We start from the raw sequence: 26,241 nt of genomic DNA, 5'->3' as shown, positions 1-26,241 counted from the left end.
TTTAGATAAAATATTTATTTAATCTATATTAGGTTTGATTTCCTAGATATTACTTCTTTTTAAAATTTTAACACTTTAAAAACATAAACAACTGATTTACAGATATTTTTTTAGATATTTTTGAATTTACAACATTCCATGTTTATTACATGTACATAGAATGTTAAGATTGATAGATTAGTTTAAAATACAATGTAATGTTGTAGCTTTATCAATATTGACAACAAAAAATCTAAAATATTTATTTACTCTTCATAGTGTTTTTAAGTAAATATTTATTAAGAAGATTTGAAAGATAGAATTGTAAATACATTTATTGCTAAAAATTAAAAGATAAGTATAGTGAAGGATTGTAAAAAATATAACTTTAGGGGTGTAGGTTTAGTTATAGTGGGGCTTTTTTTAATGATACCGAAATATAGTTTCTCCCAAAATAAGAAGGAAAAAGAATCTTCTGATCGTATAGAAAAGAAAGTAGATTCTTTGATAGCTATTATGACGCTAAAAGAAAAAATTGGTCAGCTTGTATTATATAATGGAAGCTGGGATGTAACGGGTCCACCTTCTGATGTAGGAAATAAAGAAAAATATGAAAAACTTAGAAATGGTGAAGTGGGAGCAATGCTTAATGCTACTTCTGTAGCGGGAACTAAGGAATTACAGAAAACGGTTATTGAAAATTCGAGGTTAAAAATTCCATTACTTTTTGGGTATGATGTGATCCATGGTTTTAAAACTATTTTTCCAATTCCTTTAGGAGAAAGTGCAAGTTGGGATCTAGAGGCAATAACGAAATCTTCGTCTATAGCAGCAAAAGAAGCAACAGCTTCTGGAATAAATTGGGCATTTGGGCCAATGATGGATATTTCTAGAGATGCTCGTTGGGGTAGGGTTATGGAAGGAGCTGGAGAAGATCCTTTTTTAGCTTCTAAGATTGCGGTTGCTAGAATTGAAGGTTTTCAGGGAGATGATTTGTCTAAGAATAATACACTAGCGGCTTGCGCTAAGCATTTTGCTGCATATGGATTCGCAGAAGGTGGTAGAGATTATAATACAGTAAGTATTGGAGAGTATGAATTACATAATACTGTGTTGCCTCCATTTAAGGCTGCTGTGGATGCAGGCGTTGCTTCTATGATGAGTTCATTTAATGAAATTGATGGTATACCAGCAACAGGACATAAAGGATTACAGAGAGATATTCTTAAGAAAACCTGGGATTGGGATGGATTTATAGTTTCGGATTGGGCTTCTATTGCAGAAATGATATTTCATGGATACGCAAAGGATAAAACACATGCGGCAGAATTAGCAATGAAGGCTGGTAATGATATGGATATGGAAGGTAGAGCTTATGAAGCAGGTTTAGAGCAGTTAGTAAAACAAGGAAAGGTCGATGAAAAATTAATTGAAGAGGCCGCTAAGCGAATACTTAGAGTTAAGTTTAAATTAGGGTTATTTGATGACCCATTTAAATATTGTGATGAAAATCGTGAGAAAAAAGACATTTATACTAAGGAGCATTTAGAAGTGGCTAGAGATGTAGCAAGAAAATCTATTGTTTTGCTTAAGAATGATAAGAATATTCTACCACTTAAAAAAAACATAAAAAGTATTGCTGTAATAGGTCCGTTGGCTGATGATAAGGATACTCCTATAGGAAGTTGGAGAGGTATGGCAACACCTAATTCTGCGGTGTCTCTTTTAGAAGGGATTAAATCTGCAGTAGAAAAAACTACTAAGATATCGTATGCAAAAGGAGTTGAATTAGGTGTAGGTGAAAGGAGTTTTGTGAGAGACTTAAAAGTGAATAGAGAAGATTTTAGGGGTATTGAAGAAGCAGTAAAAGCGGCTAAAGATGCAGAGGTTGTAGTCTTAGCTATTGGAGAGGAAGCTTTTCAATCTGGAGAGGCAAGAAGTCAAGTAAGTATTGAATTAACAAAACCGCAGCAAAAATTATTCAAAGAGATTTATGCTGTAAACAAAAATATAGTTGTTGTACTTATGAATGGTCGGCCTATGGCAATCTCTAATGTGGCAGAAAAAGCACCTTCTATCTTAGAGACATGGCATTTAGGTTCAACATCAGGGAGTGCAATTGCTGATGTGTTATTTGGAGATTATAATCCTTCTGGTAAATTACCGGTCTCTTTTCCTAGACATGTTGGGCAATTACCTATATACTATAATGTAAAGAATACAGGAAGACCAGTTAATGCCGATGGAATGGTGTTTTGGTCGCATTATACTGATGAAAAGAATGACGCATTATTCTCTTTCGGACATGGATTAAGCTATACTAAGTTTAAATATAAAGACTTTAAAATAAGTTCGTCATCTTTTACTACAGGAGGAGATTTGTCGGTCTCTGTGACAGTTACTAACGCAGGTGAACGAAAAGGGAAAGAAGTAGTTCAGCTTTATATTCGAGATTTATTTGGAAGTTTAACGCGTCCGGTTAAAGAATTAAAAGACTTTAAAATAGTAGAATTAAATCCTAAAGAAAGTCAGACGGTAACTTTTAAAATTGATGAAAAAACAATTCAGTTTTATACTGCCAATAAGAAGTGGGAGGCAGAACCTGGAGATTTTAAAGTATTCGTTGGAGGTAGTTCAAAAACAGATTTAGAAATTGATTTTTCTTTTAAAAAATAAATGATGCGAAAATTATATATAATAGTGCTGGTACTAATAGTAATCAGTTGTGATTCTGAAGTTAATAAAAAGAAAAAGGAATCGGTGAGAGAAACTCCTGCAATGAATACAGAGATAGATAACAAAGTAGCTTCATTACTGTCAGAAATGACTCTGGAAGAAAAGGTGGGGCAAATGACACAAATCACACTCGATGTGGTTACCAAAGGCGACAATCAGTTTAGTTCGGCACAACCCTATGAGTTAGATTCTGCATTAGTTCATAAAGCTATTCATACTTACAAGGTAGGCTCAATACTTAATACTCCGGGAGTACCGTTATCTAGACAAGATTGGTATAAAACCATTAAAACTTTCCAAGATGAAGCGGCTAAAACTCCTAGACAGATTCCTATTATTTATGGGATTGATGCAATTCATGGAGTAAATTATACTATCGGAGCAACGTTGTTTCCACAACAGATAGGATTGGCAGCAACATTTAATAAAGATTTGGTAAGAGAAGCGGCAAAAATTTCTGCATATGAAACTAGAGCATCCTCAATACCTTGGAATTTCTCTCCTGTTTTAGGATTAGGAAGAAATCCGTTGTGGCCTAGGTTGTGGGAAACATTTGGAGAAGATGTTTACTTAGGCAAAACAATGGGTGTTGCCATGGTAGAAGGTTATCAAGGAACTCTTGGAGATCCTAATACGGTTGCCTCTTGTATGAAACATTATCTAGGATATAGTGTTCCACTTTCTGGCAAGGATCGAACACCAGCTTGGATACCAGAGAGAGAACTAAGACAGTATTTTTTACCTGCGTTTAAAGAAGCTGTAGATGCAGGATCAGTAACGTTAATGATTAATTCTGGAGAAATTAATGGAGTTCCAGTACACGCTAGTAAATTTTTATTGACAGATGTGCTTAGAGGTGAATTAGGTTTTCAAGGTATTGCTGTTACAGATTGGGCGGATATTAACTATCTACATACTAGACATAAAGTTGCAGAAACAATTAAAGATGCTATTAAGATATCAGTTAATGCTGGTATAGATATGAGTATGGTTCCACATGATTTTGAGTTTTCGGAATTATTAGTGGAATTAGTGAAAGAAGGAAGTGTTTCTGAAGAAACAATTAACGATGCGGTTTCCAGGATATTAAAAGTTAAAATGCAATTAGGGTTGTTTGAAAACCCTGTTACGGACCCCAAAAAATACCCTGATTTTGGATCGAAGAAATTTGCTGAGGTTAGTAAAAAAGCAGCTCTAGAATCTTTCACGTTGTTAAAAAACAACAATAATATTTTGCCTATAGCAGAAAAGTCTAAAATATTGGTTACTGGACCAACTGCAAATACAATGAGATCACTTAATGGCGGATGGTCTTATAATTGGCAGGGTAGTGAAGCTGATAATTATGCAAAAGATAAAAATACTATTGCTGATGCTTTTACAAAATCAGGTAATACTACATTTATACAAGGAGTATCTTTTGACGGAGAAAATAACATTAATGAAGCTGTGAAAGCCGCAAAACAAAGTGATGTGATATTATTGTGTTTAGGTGAGAATTCTTATACAGAAACTCCAGGAAATATAAATTCTATACTGTTGCCAAAGGATCAGATAGAATTAACCAAAGCATTAGCTAAAACCGGAAAGAAGATAATACTTGTTTTGTTAGAAGGAAGACCAATCATTTTTAATGAAATAGAACCTCTAGTAGATGCAGTTTATATGGGGTATTTACCAGGAAACTATGGAGCTGATGCTTTAGTAGATTTATTGTTTGGTTTAGAAAACCCATCTGGGAGATTACCAATAAATTATCCTAAGCACCCTCATGCTTTTGTGAATTATAATCATAAACACTCTGATAATATCGCTGTTCCAAATTATTATGAATCGGATTATGATCAGCAATATGAGTTTGGTGATGGGTTGTCTTACACTAGCTTTAAGTATAGTGATTTGTCATTAAGTGCTACTCAAATGACGCAAGATGGATCAATTAAAGTATCTGTAAAAGTTACTAATACTGGAAATAGAAAAGGAAAAGAAGCTGTGCTTTTGTTTGTTAGTGATCTCTATGCTAGTATTACACCAGAGGTTCGCGCCTTAAAAGGATACGAAAAAATAGCTTTAAATGCAGGAGAGTCTAAGGTAGTTTCTTTTACAATTACAAAAGACGAATTGTCTTTTGTAAACGAGAGTTTAGAAACAATTGCTGAATCGGGAGAATTTGAAATTAGTATTGGAGATTTAAAGAAAAAATTTGAGCTTAAATAATTATCAAGATTTAATATTTGCATTTTGTTTAAAATGAATATTGATAGCTTATTAATATTTTACAAACGTATAGTTTGTGTAATGTGTTAAGATTTTAATGGTATATTTGATAAGCTTACTGATGTAAAAACTTGTCTAATGTGTCGTATTTCTATTATATTTTACTTTTTAGTTGTTTCGGGTTTTTCCCAGTCTATAAGCGATAAAACACTTCCTAAAATAACACACTATGATACTAAGAATATGGGTTTTAATGCTCAATCTTGGGATGTTAAACAGGATGAAAATGGTTTAGTTTATATAGCTAATGGGAATGAGGTCTTGGTGTTTGATGGAACCGATTGGACATCAGTAGCTACAAATCCTGAAATGGTAAATAGAAGTTTATTTGTTAAGAATAAAGACACTATTTATTTTGGTGCAGATGGACATCATGGTATGTTAATTAATAATGGTTATGAAGATTATAAGATTCAACCTTTAAGAAATAACAAAAAAGATGTTGCTGCAGATATTGAAGAGTATTGGAGAACTCATTTCATTAATAAAGAGATTGTTTTTCAAACTTTCAGGAATTTGTATGTTAATCAAGGGAATATTATTACGAAAATCCCAGCTCCATATCGATTTAAGTGGAGTTACAACATAGATAATCAGATATATGTTAATGATCTTAAATATGGTATTTTTCGGTTAGAAGAAACCAATTTGATTCCTGTAGTAAGTGATCCTGATATAAATGAGAATATCATTGGAGTTACAAAGGTTAATCAAGATTTAATTATTATAACAGATACAAAGGGACTTTTTAAACTTCAGGGAGATCAATTGATACCTATTAGTTTTTCTGATTCTAATGATATTCAAAAAGCTCAGATATTTTCTTTTCTTAAACTTAAGGATAATAGAATTGCATTGGGAACGGTTTCTAACGGACTGTATTTGTTAGATTTAAATTCTGGAGAAACTCATAATATTAATAAAAGAAATGGGTTGCAAAACAACACAATTCTTTCTATTTACCAGGATTATGAAGATAATCTTTGGTTAGCCTTAGATTATGGAGTGGATTATGTAGAGTTAAATTCTCCACTTACGTATTACTATGATTATTATGGAGAGCTTGGGACTACGTATGCCGTGGTAAAAGAGGAAGGTTTATCTTACCTAGGAACTAATCAAGGCTTGTATGTTGGGAATAAAATAAATTCTAATACTAATGATGAACTTGAGTTGTTACTTAATGGCCAAGTTTGGAATATAGAAAAGGTTGATGACAAAATATATGTTGGTCATGATAAAGGAGCTTATTCATTAGAAGGTAAAGTTCTGACAAGAATGGGTGAAGATTTAGGAGCTTGGAATTTTAGAAAATTTAGGATTTCCGAACAAGAGGAATCTTTAATATCTGGAAATTATAACGGAGTTTCTTTGTATCAAAAGAAAAATGGAGAATGGGAAGGTTATAAATTAGCAGGATTCGAAAAGTCAGGACGTTATCTAGAAGTGGATGAAAACAATAATGTCTGGATTGCATTAGGGAGTAATGGTGTTTTCAAGTTTAATTTAGATTATGAAAATAAACAATTAAAAAAGCTTGGTTTTTATCCTATAAGTGATTTTGATGGAAACAGATTATCACTTTCTAAAGTGGAAAATAAGATTGTAATTACATCTAATTTTTATTCTTACACTTATTCAGAAAATACTAATAACTTCAAGAAATCCGAGATAGGAGTTGATAGAGGGTATGCGCCTCGTATCTATAAAAAAGGAGATGAAACTTGGTATTTAGATAATGATAAAGTCGTTGTAGAGGATTCGCAGGGATTAACGGTGCTTCATGAATTAGAAGATCAACTTGTTCCGGATGTAGTTAATGTTTTTTCCTTAAGTAATGCTCATAAAGTTATACCTGTTTTTAATGGTTTTGCTATGTATTCTAAGAATAAAAAAACAATTAAAGAAGGTATTAAGAGTGAAATTTTAATCAGAAATTTTGTTTCTGTTAATAGTGGTAAGTCGTATAATTTTGATGATAAAATACCTTTTTCAGATAATGATCTTAAAATTAATTATGCATTACCTATCTATGGTCAAGAAATCGAATATCAAACTCGTTTAAACGATAACGAATGGAGTGAAAATACTACTGCAACTGAAAAAACATTGTTTAATCTTAAAGAAGGAGATTACACCTTTAAGATTAGAGCCAAATATAATGGAGACTTTAGAGAAAGTAATTTTAGTTTCACCATAAAGCCACCTATTTATAGAACAAATTGGGCATATCTTTTATATCTGTTGTTGTTTTTATTACTAGTTATTTCGGTTATAGGAATTAATCGGTATAAAATGAAAAAGCAAGAGCGAATTCTGTTAGAAGAAAAAGCTAGAAAACTTAAAAAACAAGAAGAAGAGCATCGCGCTCAGAAATTAGAACAAGAACATAAGATTATTGAATTGAATAACTCTAAGCTTCAAGATGAGATAAAAGCTAAGAGTAGAGAGTTAACTCAAATTGCATATGTTAACCTTAATAAAAATAAAATTTTAAAGAAAATAAAAGACAAAATTGTTAAGGTACAAAATGCTTCTGATCAAAAACTTCCAACTAATAGCTATAATGAGTTGGTTAGATTAGTAGACTATTATATTACAGATAAAGAAAGTAAGCTGTTCGAGATTAATTTTGATAAATCACATCAAGAATTTTACGAAAAACTTTCGAAAAATTATCCTAACCTTACTTCAAAGGATTTAAGGTTATGTGCGTACTTAAAAATGAACCTTTCTTCAAAAGAAATTGCACCGTTATTAGGAATTAGTTCACAAAGTGTCGATGTAAGCAGGCATAGATTAAGAAAAAAGCTTAATTTAGGCTCCAAGGATAATTTGACTAATATCCTTATAAGTCTTAAGTAAGGATTTCTAATCATTAAGGTCATGAGAAAAAAGGTTACCCTAAAACAGCTGGCAAAAGAATTGAACTTGTCTATTTCCACAGTGTCTAAGTCATTAAAAAATGATTCAGAAATAAGTCAGAAAACCATCAATAGAGTTCATGAGCTTGCTAATTTTTATAATTATAAGCCTAATGCGCTAGCGGTAAGCTTAAAAAGTAATAAAACCAATACGATTGGTGTTCTGTTGCCAGAGATTCTTAACCATTTTTATGCTAAGGTTTTATTTGGTATTGAACAAGAGGCGTCTAAAAATGGATATAAAATAGTTACCTGTATAACAAATGAATCTTATGAAAAAGAGGTCGAATATGTAGAAATGCTTAACTACAGTAGTGTTGATGGTTTTATCCTAGCGCTAAGTAAGGAGACGCAAATGCTTAATAAATTTGATCATTTTAAAGATTTAAAAAGAGATAATGTGCCATTAATCATGTTTGATCGGGTAAGTGGTGAAGTGGATTGTGATAAAGTGATCGTTGATGATAAGCATGCTTCAAAAACAGCAATTAAACATTTGATAAAGACGGGATGTAAAAACATAGCTGTAATATCAACTATTTTTGATCTTAGTGTTGGTAGACTAAGGTTAGAAGGTGCTCGAGAAGAAGTTTCAGTAAATGATGGGGTTACTTTAATAGAACTGCCAGTAAAAAATATTGAAACAGAAGAAAAAGAGATAGAATCTTTTATTAAAAATAATAAAATAGATGCAGTACTCGGATTGGATGAAACTGCTGCTGCTGTTGCAATAAATATGTCCAATAAGTTAGGATATAAGATCCCAGATGAAATCTCTGTAATTGGCTTTACAGATGGTATATTATCTAAGCATTCATATCCTAAATTAACTACAGTTTCTCAGCACGCAGAAGAGTTAGGGTCGAAAGCAGCAAAAATGCTGCTTGATAGAATATCGGACACCTCAGAAAATAATTATAAATCCAATACAGAGATCGTTAATACCTCGCTGATACTAAGGGATTCTACTAATTAGTGTTATTCAATTATAAATGTTTTCTTTTCTGGACCAACTCCAGTAATCGTTAATTTTTTCCAAGCAGCTGGTAATATTGGTTTTTTTTGGATAATTCCGTTATCTGTAAGATGTAGTCCTCCGAAACCGAAAATAACAGTTTGTAACATTCCTCCCGCTCCAGTTGCAAAATATGGGTTGTTACTTGTAGCAGCTTCTGCTAATGCTCCAAAAGGAGGTCTTTTATTTGGTTCATAACTTCGTTTAAAAAGCCTGAAAGCATTTTCTGCATCGCCTAAACGAGCATAAATAACAGCAAATACGCTTTGAGCCATCGCCGGTCCTTCTTCGGCAAGTTTAGGTTCATAATAAGATAAATCTTTTAAAATTGTTTCTTTGTCAGTAACGATGTCAAGAGGATACGATAAAAGATTAACATCTGCTTGTTTTATTCTATCTCCGGAGTATGTGCTGTGTTCTTTGGTGGTTCCGTCTTTAAACTTATGGATGATAATTTTATTTGCTACCTTATTCCAGGTCTTATTTGGAGTAATGCCAATTTCAATGGCTGCAAGTGAAGCATATTGCAGGCAAGTTATTGCGGATCCATTGGTAAATGCATTGTCGTCAATATTAGATGCAAATTCATTAGCCCCTACTACGTTTTTAATCGAAAACGAACCATCGATATTTTTGGTGGCACGACTTACCCAGTAATCAGCAACTTCTTTTAATAGTGGATAACCTCTTTTCTTTAGCCATTTTTTATCTTTAGTTACTCGATAATAGTTCCAGAAAGCAATTCCAATATCTGCAGTGATATGATGTTCAAAGGTTCCTGTTAATGCCCAAGGAGGAGTAGCTTCTTCTCCTGTATCATCACTTTCCCAAGGAAACATTGCTCCTTTATATCCAAAATTAATAGCCTTTCTTTTTGCTACATCCAATCTATCGGATCTGTAGTTTACTAGAGAGCGAGCAATATCTTGATTTAATACTAATAATGGTGGATACATCCATAATTCTGTATCCCAAAAAATATGGCCATTATACCCTTGTGAACTTAACCCCATTGGAGCAATACTAAGGTCGGAATCACCTCTGGAAAATGCATATAAATGATACAAAGCTAATCGAACATCAAGTTGCGATTGCAAATCTCCTTCAATAATGATATCACCTTGCCATAAATCGTTCCATAATTTTTTGTGTTGAGTTAATAGATCTTTTCTAGGAGTTAATAAGTTGAAAATTACAAAGCGTTCACTTTCACTTTGAGGATCAAAAAAATCTTGAGTGGAGCATTGAGCGGCGGTCCAAGCGAATTTGTAATTTTCTCCTTTGGATAGTTTTTTTTCAAAAGATAATTGGTTATCGTATTCAGAGATTTTATTATGTGTTAGTTTAGGGCGCTGATTTTCTTTTCCAGAGTTAATGTCGTGCCATATAAAAGTAGCCGAAGTTCCAACCGTGTGTTTGCCTAATCTACTTTTAGCGACTGTTTGTAGAATTGGCATGGTTGTTTCTGCGTCTTTTAATATTCTAAAAGTACTTAAAGGGTTTTTATATTCTTTGGGAGTATTAATTTTTCCGATCGCTTTAAAATTAATGTTTTCGGATGATTTTATTTCAAAATCGATGTAACCTGAATATGGGACATTTCTTAGAGCATATATAGTGTATGATACTTCTGCGATAGAGTTGTAGTTAAATGTGGTAGTGAAGCTGGCTTCTTTCATATTTAACGTTTGTCTCCAGTTGCTAATATTATCATTATCTAACTTCGTGTTATTGATGTATAGATCAAGATTTCCAAAATTCATTCCTAATAGAATTCTACTAACTCCAAGAGGTGATTCTTTATCATAGACATTGTTTAGAATTACTTTGTCAGTTGCTAATATATTTGAAGATGGTAAAATACCAATTCTTCCATTTGCTGCTACGATACCAGTGTAATTTGAGTTTTCCTTGGTGGTTAATGCCCATCCCTCTTTTTGAGCATTGACAGGGTTAAGAATAAAAAGAAGTAATAAAATTAAAATAAGTGAATTTGATGAAATCTTAAATTGCATAATGCGGTGATTTTAATAAATTGAGTTATAAGTATTTTATAATAAATGATTTACTCAATTTACTAAACAAGATTTAAAAATTAAGATCAGATGTTTAAATACAATAAAACAACCGCTTGTATTATTATATTTTTCGAAAAACAGAAGATTTGTTTAAAATTCATCAATACTTTTAGAAGTTTACTTTGTTAGTTTTTTAAGTGCTTTCTCGTTCTGTTAATTTTGTTTCTAACTTAATTATTGTTTTTTTATGATCGATGTCATCGGGTTCATTAAGTTGTTTGATTAAGAGTTCTGCCGCCTTTTGCCCCATTTCAAAACTAGGTTGAGATACACAGGTTAAAGTAGGAACAAATACTTCTCCAGGACCTAGGTCACCAAAACCGATTACTGCAACTTCATCCGGTATTTTTTTTCCAATTTTTAATAATGTCTTCATTGTTAAGAGCCCATAGTTATCTGTGCAAGCAAAAACAGCATCTGGAGAGATTTTTAGACTACTAAAAAAATCAAGAATTTCTTTGTCTTCAAATTCTCTGTCTAATGAATTACAATGTAATACTAATTCATTATATAAGGGAACATTGTAATTTTTCAATGCAGAAATGTACCCTTTATACCTATCCTGAAATACTTTCTTTTGTTTAATACCTCCGATAAATGCGATTTTTTTGTTCCCTTTTTTGATAAGAAATTCTACAGCTTCGTAAGAAGCTTTTTCATCATTTATCATAACATGATCAGCCCCAGAGACCTCTTCTCTTATGTTGTCAAATAGTACAATTGGCATTCCTTTGTTAATGAGGTCGTTTAGGTGAGCAACGTTCTCTGTTTCATGAGTCGGAGATAGAATAATTCCATCTACAAGACCTCTTTCAAATGAAATCAAGTTTTCCTTTTCGAATTTATAAGAATTTCTGGAAGAACTAATTAGTATTTTATAATTATGATTTCTTGCGTATTGATCAATACCTCTACATACCTCAATAAAGAATGGTTCATCATATCTAGGAATTAGAACCCCTATAATATTAGTTTTTCCTGAGCTAAGACTTTTAGCAATTTGGTTTGGCATATATCCCATAACCTTTGCCATTTTAAAAACTTTCTCTTGAGTACTTTTCTTTACCCTAGGGTTTTGATCTAATGCACGAGATACAGTTGCAATAGAAATATTAAGCTTCCTTGCGATATCCTCAAGTTTTATTCTTCTTTTTTTAAAACCCATTAAAATTAATATTAAAAAATTATCAATAAATCTCTAATTTGACTAAAAAAACAATAATACAAACGTTTGTATTATTTTAATAGAAGATTTATTTCTCTTGGGTGTTATTTGTTATGTAAATTGTAATAACGTTAAGCTTATAAACAATAGATACGTTTAGATCTATTAAATTATAAGGTTATACTAAACTTTTCCCCCAAAATAAAATGTTCAGACTTTTAGGTACGAACTGCTTATGCTAATTTATAATAAATAATATTAAGGCGTACGTTTTTTAAGAAATTGAAATGTAGTTTGATAAGATGATTATGAGTTGTTTTCTTAGGATTGTATAGAAAATTATTAAGTATATGTCTATATAAAATCTATACTTAATCGATAGCTTTCTTTATTTTTTGTTTTTATATAAACCCTTTCTTTTTTATATAAAACACTGATAAATAAGCTTTTAAAATGATAAAAACCTTGATTTTAATTCATTGTATAGGTAATGTAAAGATTTGGATGATTGAAATTCTATACGAATAATGTTGTAGTTTTGGTAATCAAATGGTTTAATAAATATGAATATCGATATTTTTTAACTGTTTTTTTATTGAATCTATTAATACGTTGTTTTTTTGACGAATTTTAAATGTAGAAATATCTAAATTCTTTAGTAAGTAAGAGTAAAGATTGTTTAAAAATTAAAAAAATGTTAAGTGAAGCTTACTTGGTTTAGAAAAGGAACGATTTATCAAATATACCCTCGAAGTTTTAATGATAGTGATAATGATGGTGTCGGCGATCTTAAAGGTATAATAGAAAAGTTAGATTATATAAAGAGTTTGTATGTTGATATTATTTGGTTGAGTCCAATTTTTAGTTCTCCAAATGATGATAATGGATATGATATTAGTGACTATTGCTCGATTATGCCTGAGTTTGGTACTATGGAGGATTTCGATGAATTGTTGAAAGAAACACATAAAAGAGGGATGAGATTAATATTGGATCTCGTAGCAAATCATTGCTCAGATGAGCATAACTGGTTCGAAGAAGCTAAGAAATCAAAGAATAGTCCTTACAGGGATTATTTTCATTGGAGAAAACCAGGACCAGATGGGGGAGTTCCTAATAATTGGAAATCATTTTTTGGAGGAAGTGCTTGGGAGTTAGATGAAGCCTCTGGGGAATACTACCTACATTTATTTACAAAAAAACAACCAGATCTTAATTGGGAAAACCCTAAGGTTAGAGAAGAGATTTATAATGCAATGAGGTTTTGGTTGGATAAAGGAGTAGATGGATTTAGGATGGATGTAATTCCTCTAATCTCAAAACCACTAGGGTATCCAGATGCACCTGATTTTGGGTTTAGAAAAATTATTGAAGAAGTGTATGCTAATGGCCCTACAGTTCATAAATATTTAAAAGAAATGAATGAAGAGGTTATTAGTAAATATGATGCATTTTCGTTAGCGGAAGGAGTTGGTATAGATGATAGTAAAGCTGGACTTTATGTCAATGAGGATAGGAATGAATTAGACATGTTGTATCATTTTGATATTTTAGAATGTACCATAGTCAATGGGAAATTTGAAGAAGTTTCTCCTTTTAATTTAATTCAGATGAAGGAGATTTTTAAAAAATGGAGAGATGCAGTACATCGAACGGGATGGATTGCAAATGCGATGGGGAATCATGACTTTGCTAGAATGGTATCTAGGTTCGGAGATGATAATAAATATCATTCAGAGTCTGCAAAAATGTTGATAACAATGCTGTCTACACAAAATGGAACCTTAAACATTTATCAAGGAGATGAGATTGGTATGACCAATATATCCTTAAATAATATTGATCAAGTAAGAGATGTGCAGTCTTTAAATTTTTATAGTGAGAATCAATTGACAAAAAGGTACTCAGAAGATCTAGCCCTACAAATGATTAACAAAGAGGGACGAGATAATGCTAGAACTCCAATACAATGGAATGATGAGATAAATGGAGGGTTTTCTTTAAATGAACCTTGGCTTAAGTCAAACCCTAATTATAAAAATATAAATGTTAAAAATCAAAATCATGATTCTACTTCTATACTAAATTTTTACAGGAATTTATTAAAAACAAGAAGGGAACATGATGTGTTTGTATTTGGTGATTTTGAAGAAATAGAGTTTGATAATCCTAATTTGTATATCTATAAAAAAACATTGGGAGAAGATAAAATAATGGTATTACTAAATTTTAGTAGCTCTGAAGAATCTTATTATTATGGAAGTCGGAGCAGTATTGCGAATGGATCTAAGGTTCTTATTAATAATTATGATGACCTATTATTAGATGATAAAAGTATTGTTTTAAAGCCGTATCAAGGGGTGATATTGGATTTATGATGAAATAAACATATAGCAAATATGAATCGAGTAGAAAGTGAAATTAGTTTTTGTTTGTTAGCGAAGGAGTTTTTCTGATAGAAATTCCTTTATAAGAGGTAACATAGGGGCATCTTAAAATTATAACTTTTGTTTTCAAATATTTATTTGTGGTTATAATTCTGTCAATTGTTCTAGTATGACTGGGATGCCCCTGTTACTTAATCTTTCAAGAAAGATTCAGATTTTTAACGATAAAAGTAATAATAATTAACAACTAAATATTTAAATTTAATCAAACTCTAAATTATGAAAAGTATGATACTTAAAAAACTCATGTTTCTTTTAGTATTTATCTCGGGGAATATGATGTTTGCACAGATCACAGTTACAGGGGTGACTTCGGATGCAAACGGACCCATACCTGGGGTAAATGTCCTCGTAAGAGGTACTACCAATGGAGCGATTTCTGATTTCGATGGAAACTTTACTTTAAACAATGTGGCAGAAGATGCTACCTTGATTTTTAGTTATGTTGGATTCCAAACGAAAGCGGTATCAGTTAATGGTAAAACTGTTATCAACGTTACCTTAGCAGAAGATGCTGCCGAATTGGAAGCAGTTGTGGTAATTGGATATGGTACTCAGTCTATCAAAGATGCTACTGGGGCAGTTGCAGTTATTAGCTCTAAGGACTTTAATCAAGGGGCTATTGCTTCTCCAGAGCAGCTTATTCAGGGTAAGACAGCAGGAGTTCAAATTACGCAAGCAAGTGGTGAACCAGGGGCAGGAGTGTCCCTTAGAATTAGAGGTACTACTTCCGTTCGGTCGAATAATAATCCTTTATTTGTAGTAGATGGAGTTCCTTTGGCAGGAGATGATACAGCGGCAGGTGGGAGTGATTTAGGTATAGGAACTAGTTCCGCTAGAAATCCTCTTAATTTCTTAAATCCTAACGATATTGAAAGCGTAAGTATATTAAAAGACGCATCTGCAACTGCAATTTATGGATCAAGAGGAGCAAATGGTGTTGTTATTATTACAACAAAGGCAGGAAGAGGCGCGAAAGGAGGGCTGTGGGAGTTTTCGAGTACTTTAAGTGTTGCTAAAACAAGAAAAAAACTTGATTTATTAAACAGAGATCAATTTTTAAATGCAAGTGCGGATTTTGGAAATAACCCAAGTGATTTAGACTTTGGGGCAGATACAGATTGGCAAGATGAAATTTTAAGACAAGCAGAATCTACTATAAATAGTTTGTCATATTCTAATAATTACAAAAATGGAAATGTTCGTGCATCCTTTGGATATGGAAACCAGGTAGGGATTGTTAAAAAAAGTTCATTAGAAAGAATCACCGGGAGAATTAACGCTACACATAGATTTTTTAATGAAAAGCTAAAATTAAATCTTCAAGGTACTCTATCAAGAGTTAATGATGAGGCACCTCCAATTAGTAATAATGCAGGATTCCAAGGAGACTTATTGGGTGCAGCTTATAGTGCTAATCCAACTTGGCCTGCTACTCCTAATTTTGACATAGGTGGAACAACAATTAATCCACTTAATTTATTAACAAATACTCAGAATGAGACGAATACAAATCGTTATTTGGTTAATTTTTCTGCTGAATATGAGATTATCCAGGGATTAAAAGCTAAAATAAATCTTGGATACGATAATTCGGAATCAACCGCCATCGGAGTAATATCTCGAGATGTTAGAAATATTACTAATGGAGGAACTTCAGGTAATGGTAGAGCAACTGTTGATGATATAGAAGTAGAGAATAGATTAATGGAGGCTACCTTAACATATAATACCGAAATAGGTAATTCTACTTTAGAATTGTTAGGAGGTTATTCATATCAAGATTTTGGAAGAAAAGGAAGAAATGTGCAAGGATTTGGTTTTTCAAGTACAGATTTAGACCAGATTGGAGAACAACTAGAAGCCGCTGCAAATGCAATTGAAGGTAATATTGAAGGGTCGTTTCAACAATATGCGGTAGCTCCTAATGACGCTTTTATTAATAGGCTTTTTCCTGATATTGTAACTGAAGATATTACAAATATTCCTAATATTGCTCCTACCACAGTTATTGGTGACACTTTTGATTTTACGGATGAATTGCAATCCTATTTTATTAGAGGAACATATACAATTGCTGATAAATATATTTTAACAGCAACAGCAAGAGCGGATGGATCTTCTCGATTTGGTCCGGACAACAAGTTTCGTGGAATATTTCCATCAGGTGCATTTGCTTGGAAATTGGATAAGGAAGATTTTATAGGGGATGCTTTTTCTACACTTAAGTTACGATTAGGATTTGGTGTTACAGGAAATCAAGATGGCTTAGGTTTTGGTAATTTTACATTCAGACAAAGATTTGGTGGATTAGGGATTCAGCAAAATGGTGATGTAAATAGAACCGGTGCTGGTTTTGTGTCATTTGCAAATACCAAATTGAAATGGGAGACAACTACACAAACTAATGTAGGGATAGATTTTGGGTTTTTTGGTGATAGATTAACTGGAACTGTTGATTTATATTATAAAGATACAGAGGATCTTTTATTACAGGCTGAAACTGCTCAACCAAGTCCAACACCATTTACTTTTACTAATGTTAATGGTAATGTGATTAATCAGGGAATTGAATTTTCTATTAACTATGCAATAATTGAACAGGAAGACGTTAGTTGGGATTTTGGATTTAATATTGCGTATAATAAGAATGAACTTCAAAATTTTACAGGAACAATTCCTACAGGAGCATTAAATGGTCAGGGGTTAACAGGAGTTAATGTACAGCGTCTTGAAACAGGTCGTCCTTTAGCTTCATATTATTTAAGATTATTCGAAGGGTTTGATGAAAATGGACAGGGGGTATATACCAATGGGGTGGATTTTAGAGATTTTGTCGATAAGAGTGCCTTACCAGAATATAATGTTGGTATAAGCACTTCTTTTAGATATAAAAACTTTGATGCATCAGTGTTTTTTGCAGGACAGTTTGGTCATTACATCTACAATGCTACAAGAAATGCGTTTTTTACAGCTGGTTCTATTGGAGCAGGGCGTAATGTGACTACAGATGTTATTGGTAATGGAGAGGATAGATCAAATGCTCCAGAACCTTCCACACAGTTCTTAGAAAAAGGAGATTTCCTAAGATTGCAGAATGCTAGTCTAGGATATAATTGGCCATTATCGGGTGAAGGACTTTTCAAAAGCTTACGTTTATTTGTTACTGGACAAAATTTATTTGTAATAACAGATTATAGTGGCTTGGATCCTGAAGTTAATGTGGCAGCAGGAGCAAATGGAATTCCTTCTTTGGGAATTGATTATACATCATTCCCAAGACCCCGCGTATATAATTTTGGTTTTAATGTAACGTTTTAAAAAAAATGATCATGAAAGAAAAGAAAATTAAATTTACATTATTGACATTACTGTCTATAATGTTGTTAGCTTCATCTTGTACGGATTTGGAGATAGAAGGAACTGACTCGATAATAGTAAATCAAACAGGAGAGTTTACAGGAGTTGATGCGAATTCAACAGTTGTTGGGTTAATTGGAACTTTGAATGGTCAAATAGGAGATCAAGCTAATTTATATGCTTTAAACGAGGTAACTTCTGATGAACTTTTAGTGCCTACTAGAGGTACTGATTGGTCTGATAATGGTCAATGGAGGGTTCTTCACGAACATAATTGGGGGACCTTAAATCAATTTGTCTTGAATACTTGGAATAATTTGAATGCTAATGTATTTACGGCAACAACAGCTATTGATCCGTTAAGTAATGCAACAAATGCAGAGTTAGCTCAGGCTAAATTTATTAGAGCTTTTAATATGTTTTGGATAATGGATATGTATGGTCAAGTTCCTTTTAGAGATCCTAAAGATCCTTTGGAGCAAAACCCTTCTGTTTTTTCTAGAATCGAAGCTTTAGATTTTATAATAACAGACTTAACAGAAGCATTACCAGATTTACCATTAGTTCAAAATATTGAAGGAGAAAATTTTGATTTAGCTACCCAAGCTGCTGCACAATATCTACTAGCAAAAGTAAGATTAAATGCACATATTTATAATGGGACAGGAACACCTAGTACAGAAGACATGACAGCTGTGGTAAATGGTATAGACGAAATAACAGCAGATGGCTTTGCATTGCAATCAGGTTATTTTGATATTTTTAAGTCAGATGCTGATACGGAAACTATTTTATATTTTGGAGCAGGTATAGGTAATAGAATTTGGAATGGTTTACATTATAATCAAAATGCTCCGGATCAAGGAGGAGGTGGTTGGAATGGTTGGTCAACTTTGGCTGAATTCTATGATCTGTTCGAGGGTGATCCTAATACTAATATACCAGGGAGTGGACAAGAAGAAAGAAGAGGGTTTGTGCCGACTGATGGATCTAATTTAGGTATTGGTTTTGGATTTTTGATTGGTCAACAATACGACGAAAATGGAACAGCCTTAACTGATAGACCAGGGAACCCTCTAGTTTTTACAAGAGATTTTGTTGGAATAGTAGGTAATGATGAAAACAACGGAATAAGGACCATTAAATATCATCCTGAAAATGGATCTTTCGAACCACATCAAATTGTATATCGATATGCTGATGCGCATTTAATGAAAGCAGAAGCATTATTTAGAATGGGAAATACTGGAGATGCATTAACTATGATTAATGAATTGAGAACGATAAGAAATGCAAATCCTTTAATAGATTTATCAGAACAAGATATTCTTGACGAACGTGGGAGAGAATTGTATAAAGAATTCTGGAGACGTAATGATCTAATTCGTTTCGGAAAGTTTGCGGATACTTGGGGGCTTAAAAGTAGTACCGACGAATTCAGGGCATTGTTTCCTATTCCTGCTACTGCGATAATATCTAACCCTAGTTTAGTACAAAACCCTGGTTACTAACATATTAAATTGCTAAGATTTGTTAGAGTAGAGCCCTTCAAAAATTGAAGGGCTCTATTAATTAATATATTCAAATTTAGATATAACAATTGTCCAATTATTTAAAAAATATCAGTTGTAGCTTACTGCTAGTAATTATATTAATTTCTTGTAAAAAGGATAAGGAGCGTCATTTTTTTGAGTTATTGTCTGAAAAAGAAACAAGTATTTCATTTAGCAATAATTTAAAAGATACTCCAGATCTTAATATTCTTACATATCTCTATTATTATAATGGAGCAGGTTTGGCAGTTAGTGATTTTAATAATGATGGTTGGGAAGATATATATTTTGTATCTAATCAAAATGAGAATCAATTATATATTAATCAGAAGAATTTTCAGTTTAAAGAAGTTACAACAAATCTCTTAAAAGATACTAATGGTTGGTCTACTGGTGTAATAGCTGTAGATATTAATAATGATGGATTACAGGATATATATGTATGCAAAGTTGGAGATTATAAAAGTTTAAAAGGAAAGAATAAATTATTTGTAAACCAAGGTCTAGATAACGATGGTGTACCAGTTTTTGAAGAACAAGCTTCGCTTTACAATCTCGATATCTCCAGTTTTTCTACTCAGGCTAGTTTTTTTGATTATGATTTAGATGGAGATTTAGATATGTATTTATTAAATCATTCCGTGTATCCTAATCGTAGTTATGGAAGAGGTTCTAAACGTAAACAAATTGATTCTCTTTCTGGTGATAGATTATACAGAAATGATGATGGAAAGTATTTTGATGTTTCTGCAGAATCAGGAATTTTTCAAGGTGGTATAGGCTATGGATTAGGAATTGCTACGGATGATATCAATAATGATGGATATCCAGATATATATGTTGGTAATGATTTTTTTGAAAATGACTATTTATATATCAATCAAAGAAATGGAATTTTTAAAGAAGTAATTACTTCTAATTTTTCTAAGATTCAGCATACATCTCATTATTCTATGGGTGTCGATATTGCAGACATAAATAATGACGGATGGACCGATATCCTATCTCTAGATATGTTGCCAGAGGATCTTAGTACGTATAAATCATCTGGAACTGAATATGGTTTTACTATTTACAACCAATATCTTAAAAATGGTTATAAACCTCAGTATATGCAGAATGGATTACAACTGAACCGAGGAGGAGAAGGTTTTAGTGAAATTGCATTTTTTGCTGGGATAGCTGCTACAGAATGGAGTTGGGCACCCTTAATTGCAGATTATGATAATGATGGGTTTAAAGATGTCTTTATCTCTAATGGAATTAAAGGAGCTACTAATGATATGGATTTTATAAGTTTTATTGCCAATGATAATATTCAGAAACGTATAGATAATGGTATGACCAAAGAAGATTTGGCTTTAATTGATGAACTGCCAAATAAAAAAACTACCAATTATTTTTATCGTAATAATGGTGATTTAACTTTCGAAAATGTATCCAATCAATGGTCCAAAAATATCCCATCATATAGTAATGGAGCTGTGTATGCAGATTTAGACAATGATGGAGACTTAGATATTGTTACTAATAACATTGATGGTAAGGCTTTTGTTTATCAAAATCGTGCAGATACCTTAATGAATCATAATTACATAAGATTAAAGTTAAAAGGAATTGGGCAAAATTTAAATGCAATAGGAGCAAAAGCAACTATATTTTCTGAAAATAGATTGCAAACTTCTAGTGTTAACCCTTTTAAAGGATATTTGTCTTCTGTGTCTCAGATTTTACATTTTGGTCTGGGAGATAATAAAGTTGTTGATTCTATTAAGATAGCATGGCCTAATGGCGATAGTTCTGTATATACAAGCGTAGAAATAAATAGTACCATATCTTTAACTCAAAATAGTACAAATACTTCGCTGGAAATTTTTAAAGAAAAATTAAACGTTCTTAGAAGAGAGCCTAAACCTATTAAATTTAAGCATCAAGATTATGAAACTAAAGATTTTAGTTTAGAACCTTTGGCTCCATATGCAGTATCTAATGAAGGGCCTCATATATCCATCATGGATATAAATAAAGATGGATTAGATGACTTTTATACTCCTGGAGGGAGATTTAGATCTGGAACGATTTTTTTACAGGAAAAGTCAGGAACTTTTAAAGAAACAGAACAACCTGATTTAGATGTGTATAAAAAATATGAAGATATTGATCAACATTTTTTTGATGCAGATTCGGACGGTGATTTGGATCTAATCACAGTTTATGGAGGTAATGAAAATTATGCGGGATATGAGTCGAGTCCAGTTTTGTTTGTAAATAACAAAGGTAAATTTGAAGAGAGTTCAAATGCTTTTCCGGATATTAAAATGAATGCCTCGGTTGTAATTACTTCTGATATAGACAGTGATGGTGATGAAGATATTTTTATAGGTAGTAATAGTTTAACTGGGTTCTACGGAAAATCATCTAAAAATTATCTTTTTCTAAATGATGGAAAAGGTAATTTTATAGAAGTTACTTTAGATATGGCACCAGATTTATATACTATTGGATTAGTATATGATGCAAAATTTATTGATGCTAATAATGATGGTTATCAGGACTTAATAGTAGCTGGTCATTATATGCCTATTACTATATTTATCAATGATGGAAAAGGAAATCTTCTTAAAAAGAATATTCATTCATTGAGTAAAACACATGGTTTGTGGAATTGTATATCAATTGGTGATATGGATAAAGATGGAGATATAGATATTATTGCAGGAAATTGGGGACAAAATAGCAGGCTAAAGGCTTCTTTAGAACAACCAATTCAGTTATATTTAAACGATTTTGATAATAATGGTAAAGTAGATCCAATAGTAACTTATTTCTATCAAGGAAGAGAAACTCCTATAGCTACTAAGGATGAATTGACTAAGCAAATACCAGAGCTTAACAAAAAGTTTTTGTCCTATAAAGCTTTTTCTGAAGCGGATTTTAAGGATTATTTTTCAAAAGATAAAATAGATCAAGCAGAAAAAAAACAAGTGTATATGCTTACTACAACATATTTTGAGAATAAAGGAGATTTAGATTTTGTAGCATATGATTTGTCTTGGGAAACGCAAATTTCTTCAGTTCATGATATATTAATTCATGATATGAATGAGGATGAATATCCTGATATAATTCTCGGGGGAAATACTTATGAAATTAGTACCCAATTGGGTAGGTTAGATGGATCATACGGAACTATATTATTAAATAATAAAAAAGGAGGATTTGTTAGTTCAGAAACTTTAGAATTGAATGTTAAGGGAGCGATTAGGTCTATTAAACCTATAAGAATAAAAGAAGAAGAATATTTATTGTTCGGAATAAATAATGATAGTATCCAGTTAGTCAAAAAGATAAAAGAGTAATATGAATAAATTTTTATATAGAAGTTTTATAATTCTTATCCTTTCATCTTGTGCGAAGGAAAAAATTGAGAAGTTAGAGATAGAACAAGAAGATACTTTGTTTACTAAACTAACTCCCGAAGAGACAAAAATTGATTTTGTAAATCAAGTCGATAACGAAAAAGACTTCAATATTTTTACATATAGAAATTTTTATAACGGAGGAGGAGTAGCGATTGGCGATATAAATAATGATGGTCTACCAGATGTATATCTAACTGCTAATAGAAAAGAGAATAAATTATATCTGAATAAAGGAGATTTTACATTTGAAGATATTTCTGAATCATCTAATACAACTGGAAAAAATTCTTGGTCTACCGGCGTAGTTATGGTGGATATTAATGCAGATGGGTTGTTAGATATTTATGTATGTAATGCAGGAAATGTAGAAGGTGATGACCAAAAGAATGAGCTTTTTATAAACAATGGTCCATCGGCAAGTACAGGAATTATAACATTTACTGAAAAAGCTGAAGAATATAATTTAGCTGATAGTGGCTTTACTACTCATGCAGCTTTTTTTGATTATGATATGGATGGCGACCTTGATGTGTATATACTAAACAATAGTTTTATACCAGTAAGTAGTTTGGGATACGTAAACAAGCGTAATCTTCGTGCAAAGGATTGGGATATTCCTGATATTCTAAAAGGTGGAGGAGATAAGTTAATGAGAAATGATAATGGTGTGTTTACAGATGTAAGCGAGCCCGCTGGAATATTTGGAAGTTTAATAGGTTTTGGATTGGGAGTAACTATAGGGGATGTTAATAAAGATTTACTTCCAGATATTTATGTGTCCAATGATTTTTATGAGAGAGATTACCTATATATAAATAAGGGTAATGGGATATTTAATGAGGAAATTAAGGATTGGGTAAAACACCTTAGTATTTCTTCGATGGGAGCAGATATGGCGGATATTAATAATGATGGATATCCAGAAATTTTTGTAACAGATATGCTTCCAGAAGACGATCAACGATTAAAAGAGACTAGCTCTTTCGAAAGTTATGATGTATATAAATTGAAGAAGAGTAGAGATTTCTACAATCAATATATGCAAAATTCGCTTCAACTTAATAATGGCGATAATACATTTTCTGAAATTGCTTTTTATAGTGGAGTAGCTAAAACAGATTGGAGTTGGGGAGCGTTGTTGTTTGATATGGATAATGATGGGTATCGCGATATTTATGTTAGTAACGGAATCTATCACGATCTTACAGATCAAGATTTCATGAACTTTTTTGCCAATGATATCATACAGAAGATGACGTTAACCGGTAAAAAAGAAGAAGTAGATTCGATTATTAATAAAATGCCATCTACGCCCATCCCTAATTATGCTTTTAAAAATAATGGAGACCTTACTTTTTCTGACCTAACAGATAATTGGGGATTTGATGAGCCAACTTTTTCTAATGGATCTGCTTATGGAGATTTGGATAATGATGGAGATTTGGATTTGGTGGTTAATAATTTTAATATGCCAGTATCTATTTATCAGAATAATAGCGAAGAAAAAGGAAATAATTATTTAAAAATCAAAATAGAAGGAGCTGATAAAAACACCTTTGGAATTGGTAGCGTAGTTGAACTATATACCAAGAATGAAGTTATAAGGCAAGAACTAATACCTACAAGAGGTTTCCAGTCTTCTATAGAGTATATAATGACTATTGGATTGGGTAAAACAAAGAAAGTAGATTCGTTACAGGTAATTTATCCTAATGGAAATGCGGAAGTTATTAAGGATATTACTCTTAATGCGTTAGTTCAACTATCTCAGGAAAACGCAAAAGAAAAATACGTAGCGCCAGAAAACAAACAAGATACTTTTTTTGAAGAAATAAGTAACACTTTAGAAGTGCATAAAGAAGATCCTTATGTTGACTTTGATTACGAAGGATTGATTTATAAAATGCAATCTAGAGAAGGCCCAGCTATAGCAATTGCAGATATTAATGGAGATGGTAATGATGATGTTTTTATTGGGGGTGCATATAACCAACCTGGCAAGTTATATTTTCAGAATGGAAAGGGTCGATTTACATTATCAAAATTCGAAACCGAAACATTTTTTGAAGATACCGTTGCTGTTTTTGAGGATATTGATGGAGATAAGGATTTAGATTTGGTAATAGGTTCTGGAGGGAACTTTAGAGGAGCCAGAACTGGTGTTAGAAGTTATATTAATGATGGAAGAGGATATCTTTCTCGAGGACAAATTATACTACCCACCCTTACTAATATCTCTACATTAGCTCCATATGATTACGATCAGGATGGAGATATTGATTTATTTGTAGGAAGTCATAGTGTTGTAGGAACATATGGAATTTCTCCACAGAGTTATTTTCTAGAGAATGATGGTAAAGGGAACTTTAAAGATGTAATAGCAAATAAAGCTAAAGAAGCTCAAACTATCGGAATGATAACTGATGCCACTTGGGAAGATATAGATGGAGACGGTAAAAGAGATTTAATTATTGTGGGCGAATGGATGTCTCCTAAGGTGTTCCTAAACGATGGTAATAGGCTGAATCTAATCAAAACAAATTTAGATGAAGTTTCCGGCTGGTTTAATACCTTAGAAGCTACTGATTTAGATAATGACGGAGATGTAGATTTGGTTTTAGGTAATAGAGGGTTAAATTCTATTTATGAATGTGGTAAAGAAACTCCATCCAAGATGTATATCAATGATTTTGATAATAACGGAACCATAGAACAAATTATTACGCAAACGATCAATGGTAAGGATATTCCAATACATCTGAAGAAAGAGATTACTGCACAAATCAATGTTTTGAAGAAGCAAAACCTCAAATTTTCTGAATATGCAACCAAGTCTATTGATGAACTGTTTTCTAAAGAGGTTTTAGATAATACAACTATTAAAACCGTAAACAACTTTGCCAATTTAGTAGCTTATAACAATGGTGATGCTACTTTTGAAATAAAAGAACTTCCTAAAGAAACACAATTATCTTGTATATGTGATATAGAAACTGAAGATTTGAACAAGGACGGTCACTTAGACCTTATTGTAGGAGGTAATAATTATAGTTTTAAACCTCAATTCTCCAGATTAGATGCTAGTCGAGGAAATGTTTTGTTAGGAGATGGGAAAGGAAATTTTAAAAACCAAAGATCTTCAGGGTTTTTAGTAGAAGATGAAGTGAGAAATATGCGTTGGGTGAAGAATAAATCGGGCCAAAAGTACTTGTTGGTGGCCATTAACAATGAAAAGCCTAAAATTTTTAAAGTAGATAATAAATAGTCAAAAGGTAGATTTTATAC

At 32.1% G+C, this 26,241-nt stretch carries 11 protein-coding genes; 9 read left to right on the top strand and 2 right to left on the bottom strand.

Features of this window, described 5'->3' with window-relative positions; all coding sequences use genetic code 11:
- Positions 1–405 precede the first annotated feature (405 nt).
- The 4 genes from bglX (at position 406) to D1815_RS14280 (ending at position 8,892) form a co-directional block, all read left to right on the top strand.
- The gene (gene bglX, locus D1815_RS14295) at positions 406–2,655 is read left to right on the top strand and encodes a beta-glucosidase BglX (RefSeq protein ID WP_051336335.1); all 2,250 of its coding nucleotides are present in this window, start codon (positions 406–408) and stop codon (positions 2,653–2,655) included.
- Positions 2,656–2,658: 3 nt separating this feature from the next.
- Positions 2,659–4,932, top strand: coding sequence for a glycoside hydrolase family 3 N-terminal domain-containing protein (locus D1815_RS14290; protein ID WP_118390015.1), 2,274 nt, complete (start codon positions 2,659–2,661; stop codon positions 4,930–4,932).
- Positions 4,933–5,070: 138 nt separating this feature from the next.
- Positions 5,071–7,857 carry a LuxR C-terminal-related transcriptional regulator gene (locus D1815_RS14285; RefSeq protein WP_118387773.1) on the top strand — a complete coding sequence of 929 codons (2,787 nt, stop codon included), beginning with the start codon at positions 5,071–5,073 and terminating at the stop codon, positions 7,855–7,857.
- 21 nt (positions 7,858–7,878) lie between these two features.
- A complete protein-coding gene (locus D1815_RS14280) occupies positions 7,879–8,892 on the top strand; it encodes a LacI family DNA-binding transcriptional regulator (protein ID WP_027394953.1) in 1,014 nt (337 codons plus the stop codon).
- Between the two features lie 2 nt (positions 8,893–8,894).
- On the opposite strand, the gene D1815_RS14275 is transcribed toward D1815_RS14280, so the two are convergent.
- Both D1815_RS14275 and D1815_RS14270 read right to left on the bottom strand, forming a co-directional pair.
- Entirely contained in the window at positions 8,895–10,946 is a 2,052-nt protein-coding gene (locus tag D1815_RS14275) for a glycoside hydrolase family 65 protein (protein ID WP_118387771.1), read from the bottom strand.
- Between the two features lie 196 nt (positions 10,947–11,142).
- Positions 11,143–12,174, bottom strand: coding sequence for a LacI family DNA-binding transcriptional regulator (locus D1815_RS14270; RefSeq protein WP_118387769.1), 1,032 nt, complete (start codon positions 12,172–12,174; stop codon positions 11,143–11,145).
- Between the two features lie 701 nt (positions 12,175–12,875).
- Here D1815_RS14270 and D1815_RS14265 point away from each other — a divergent pair.
- The 5 genes from D1815_RS14265 to D1815_RS14245 all read left to right on the top strand — a co-directional run bounded on the left by D1815_RS14265 (position 12,876) and on the right by D1815_RS14245 (position 26,221).
- A complete protein-coding gene (locus D1815_RS14265) occupies positions 12,876–14,552 on the top strand; it encodes an alpha-glucosidase (protein WP_118387767.1) in 1,677 nt (558 codons plus the stop codon).
- Positions 14,553–14,840: 288 nt separating this feature from the next.
- Complete coding sequence (locus tag D1815_RS14260; RefSeq protein ID WP_027394957.1) at positions 14,841–17,942, top strand: SusC/RagA family TonB-linked outer membrane protein; 3,102 nt, start codon at positions 14,841–14,843, stop codon at positions 17,940–17,942.
- Between the two features lie 11 nt (positions 17,943–17,953).
- Positions 17,954–19,492, top strand: a complete 1,539-nt coding sequence (locus D1815_RS14255; RefSeq protein ID WP_199726765.1) for a RagB/SusD family nutrient uptake outer membrane protein — start codon at positions 17,954–17,956, stop codon at positions 19,490–19,492.
- A gap of 89 nt (positions 19,493–19,581) precedes the next feature.
- The gene (locus tag D1815_RS14250) at positions 19,582–22,893 is read left to right on the top strand and encodes a VCBS repeat-containing protein (protein WP_162897366.1); all 3,312 of its coding nucleotides are present in this window, start codon (positions 19,582–19,584) and stop codon (positions 22,891–22,893) included.
- Between the two features lies 1 nt (position 22,894).
- Positions 22,895–26,221, top strand: a complete 3,327-nt coding sequence (locus D1815_RS14245) for a VCBS repeat-containing protein (RefSeq protein ID WP_118387765.1) — start codon at positions 22,895–22,897, stop codon at positions 26,219–26,221.
- The last annotated feature ends 20 nt before the right edge of the window (positions 26,222–26,241 follow it).

The organism is Aquimarina sp. AD1 (genome assembly GCF_003443695.1).
Taxonomy (GTDB): Bacteria; Bacteroidota; Bacteroidia; order Flavobacteriales; family Flavobacteriaceae; genus Aquimarina; species Aquimarina latercula.
The sequence above is the reverse complement of the archived record's forward strand: the minus strand, read 5'-3'. Positions and strand labels throughout refer to the sequence as shown.

Coding starts and splice junctions, on each gene's coding strand:
- bglX (WP_051336335.1), top strand. CDS start 406: ATGATACCGAAATATAGTTTCTCCCAAAATAAGAAGGAAAAAGAATCT.
- D1815_RS14290 (WP_118390015.1), top strand. CDS start 2,659: ATGCGAAAATTATATATAATAGTGCTGGTACTAATAGTAATCAGTTGT.
- D1815_RS14285 (WP_118387773.1), top strand. CDS start 5,071: ATGTGTCGTATTTCTATTATATTTTACTTTTTAGTTGTTTCGGGTTTT.
- D1815_RS14280 (WP_027394953.1), top strand. CDS start 7,879: ATGAGAAAAAAGGTTACCCTAAAACAGCTGGCAAAAGAATTGAACTTG.
- D1815_RS14275 (WP_118387771.1), bottom strand. CDS start 10,946: ATGCAATTTAAGATTTCATCAAATTCACTTATTTTAATTTTATTACTT.
- D1815_RS14270 (WP_118387769.1), bottom strand. CDS start 12,174: ATGGGTTTTAAAAAAAGAAGAATAAAACTTGAGGATATCGCAAGGAAG.
- D1815_RS14260 (WP_027394957.1), top strand. CDS start 14,841: ATGAAAAGTATGATACTTAAAAAACTCATGTTTCTTTTAGTATTTATC.
- D1815_RS14255 (WP_199726765.1), top strand. CDS start 17,954: ATGAAAGAAAAGAAAATTAAATTTACATTATTGACATTACTGTCTATA.
- D1815_RS14245 (WP_118387765.1), top strand. CDS start 22,895: ATGAATAAATTTTTATATAGAAGTTTTATAATTCTTATCCTTTCATCT.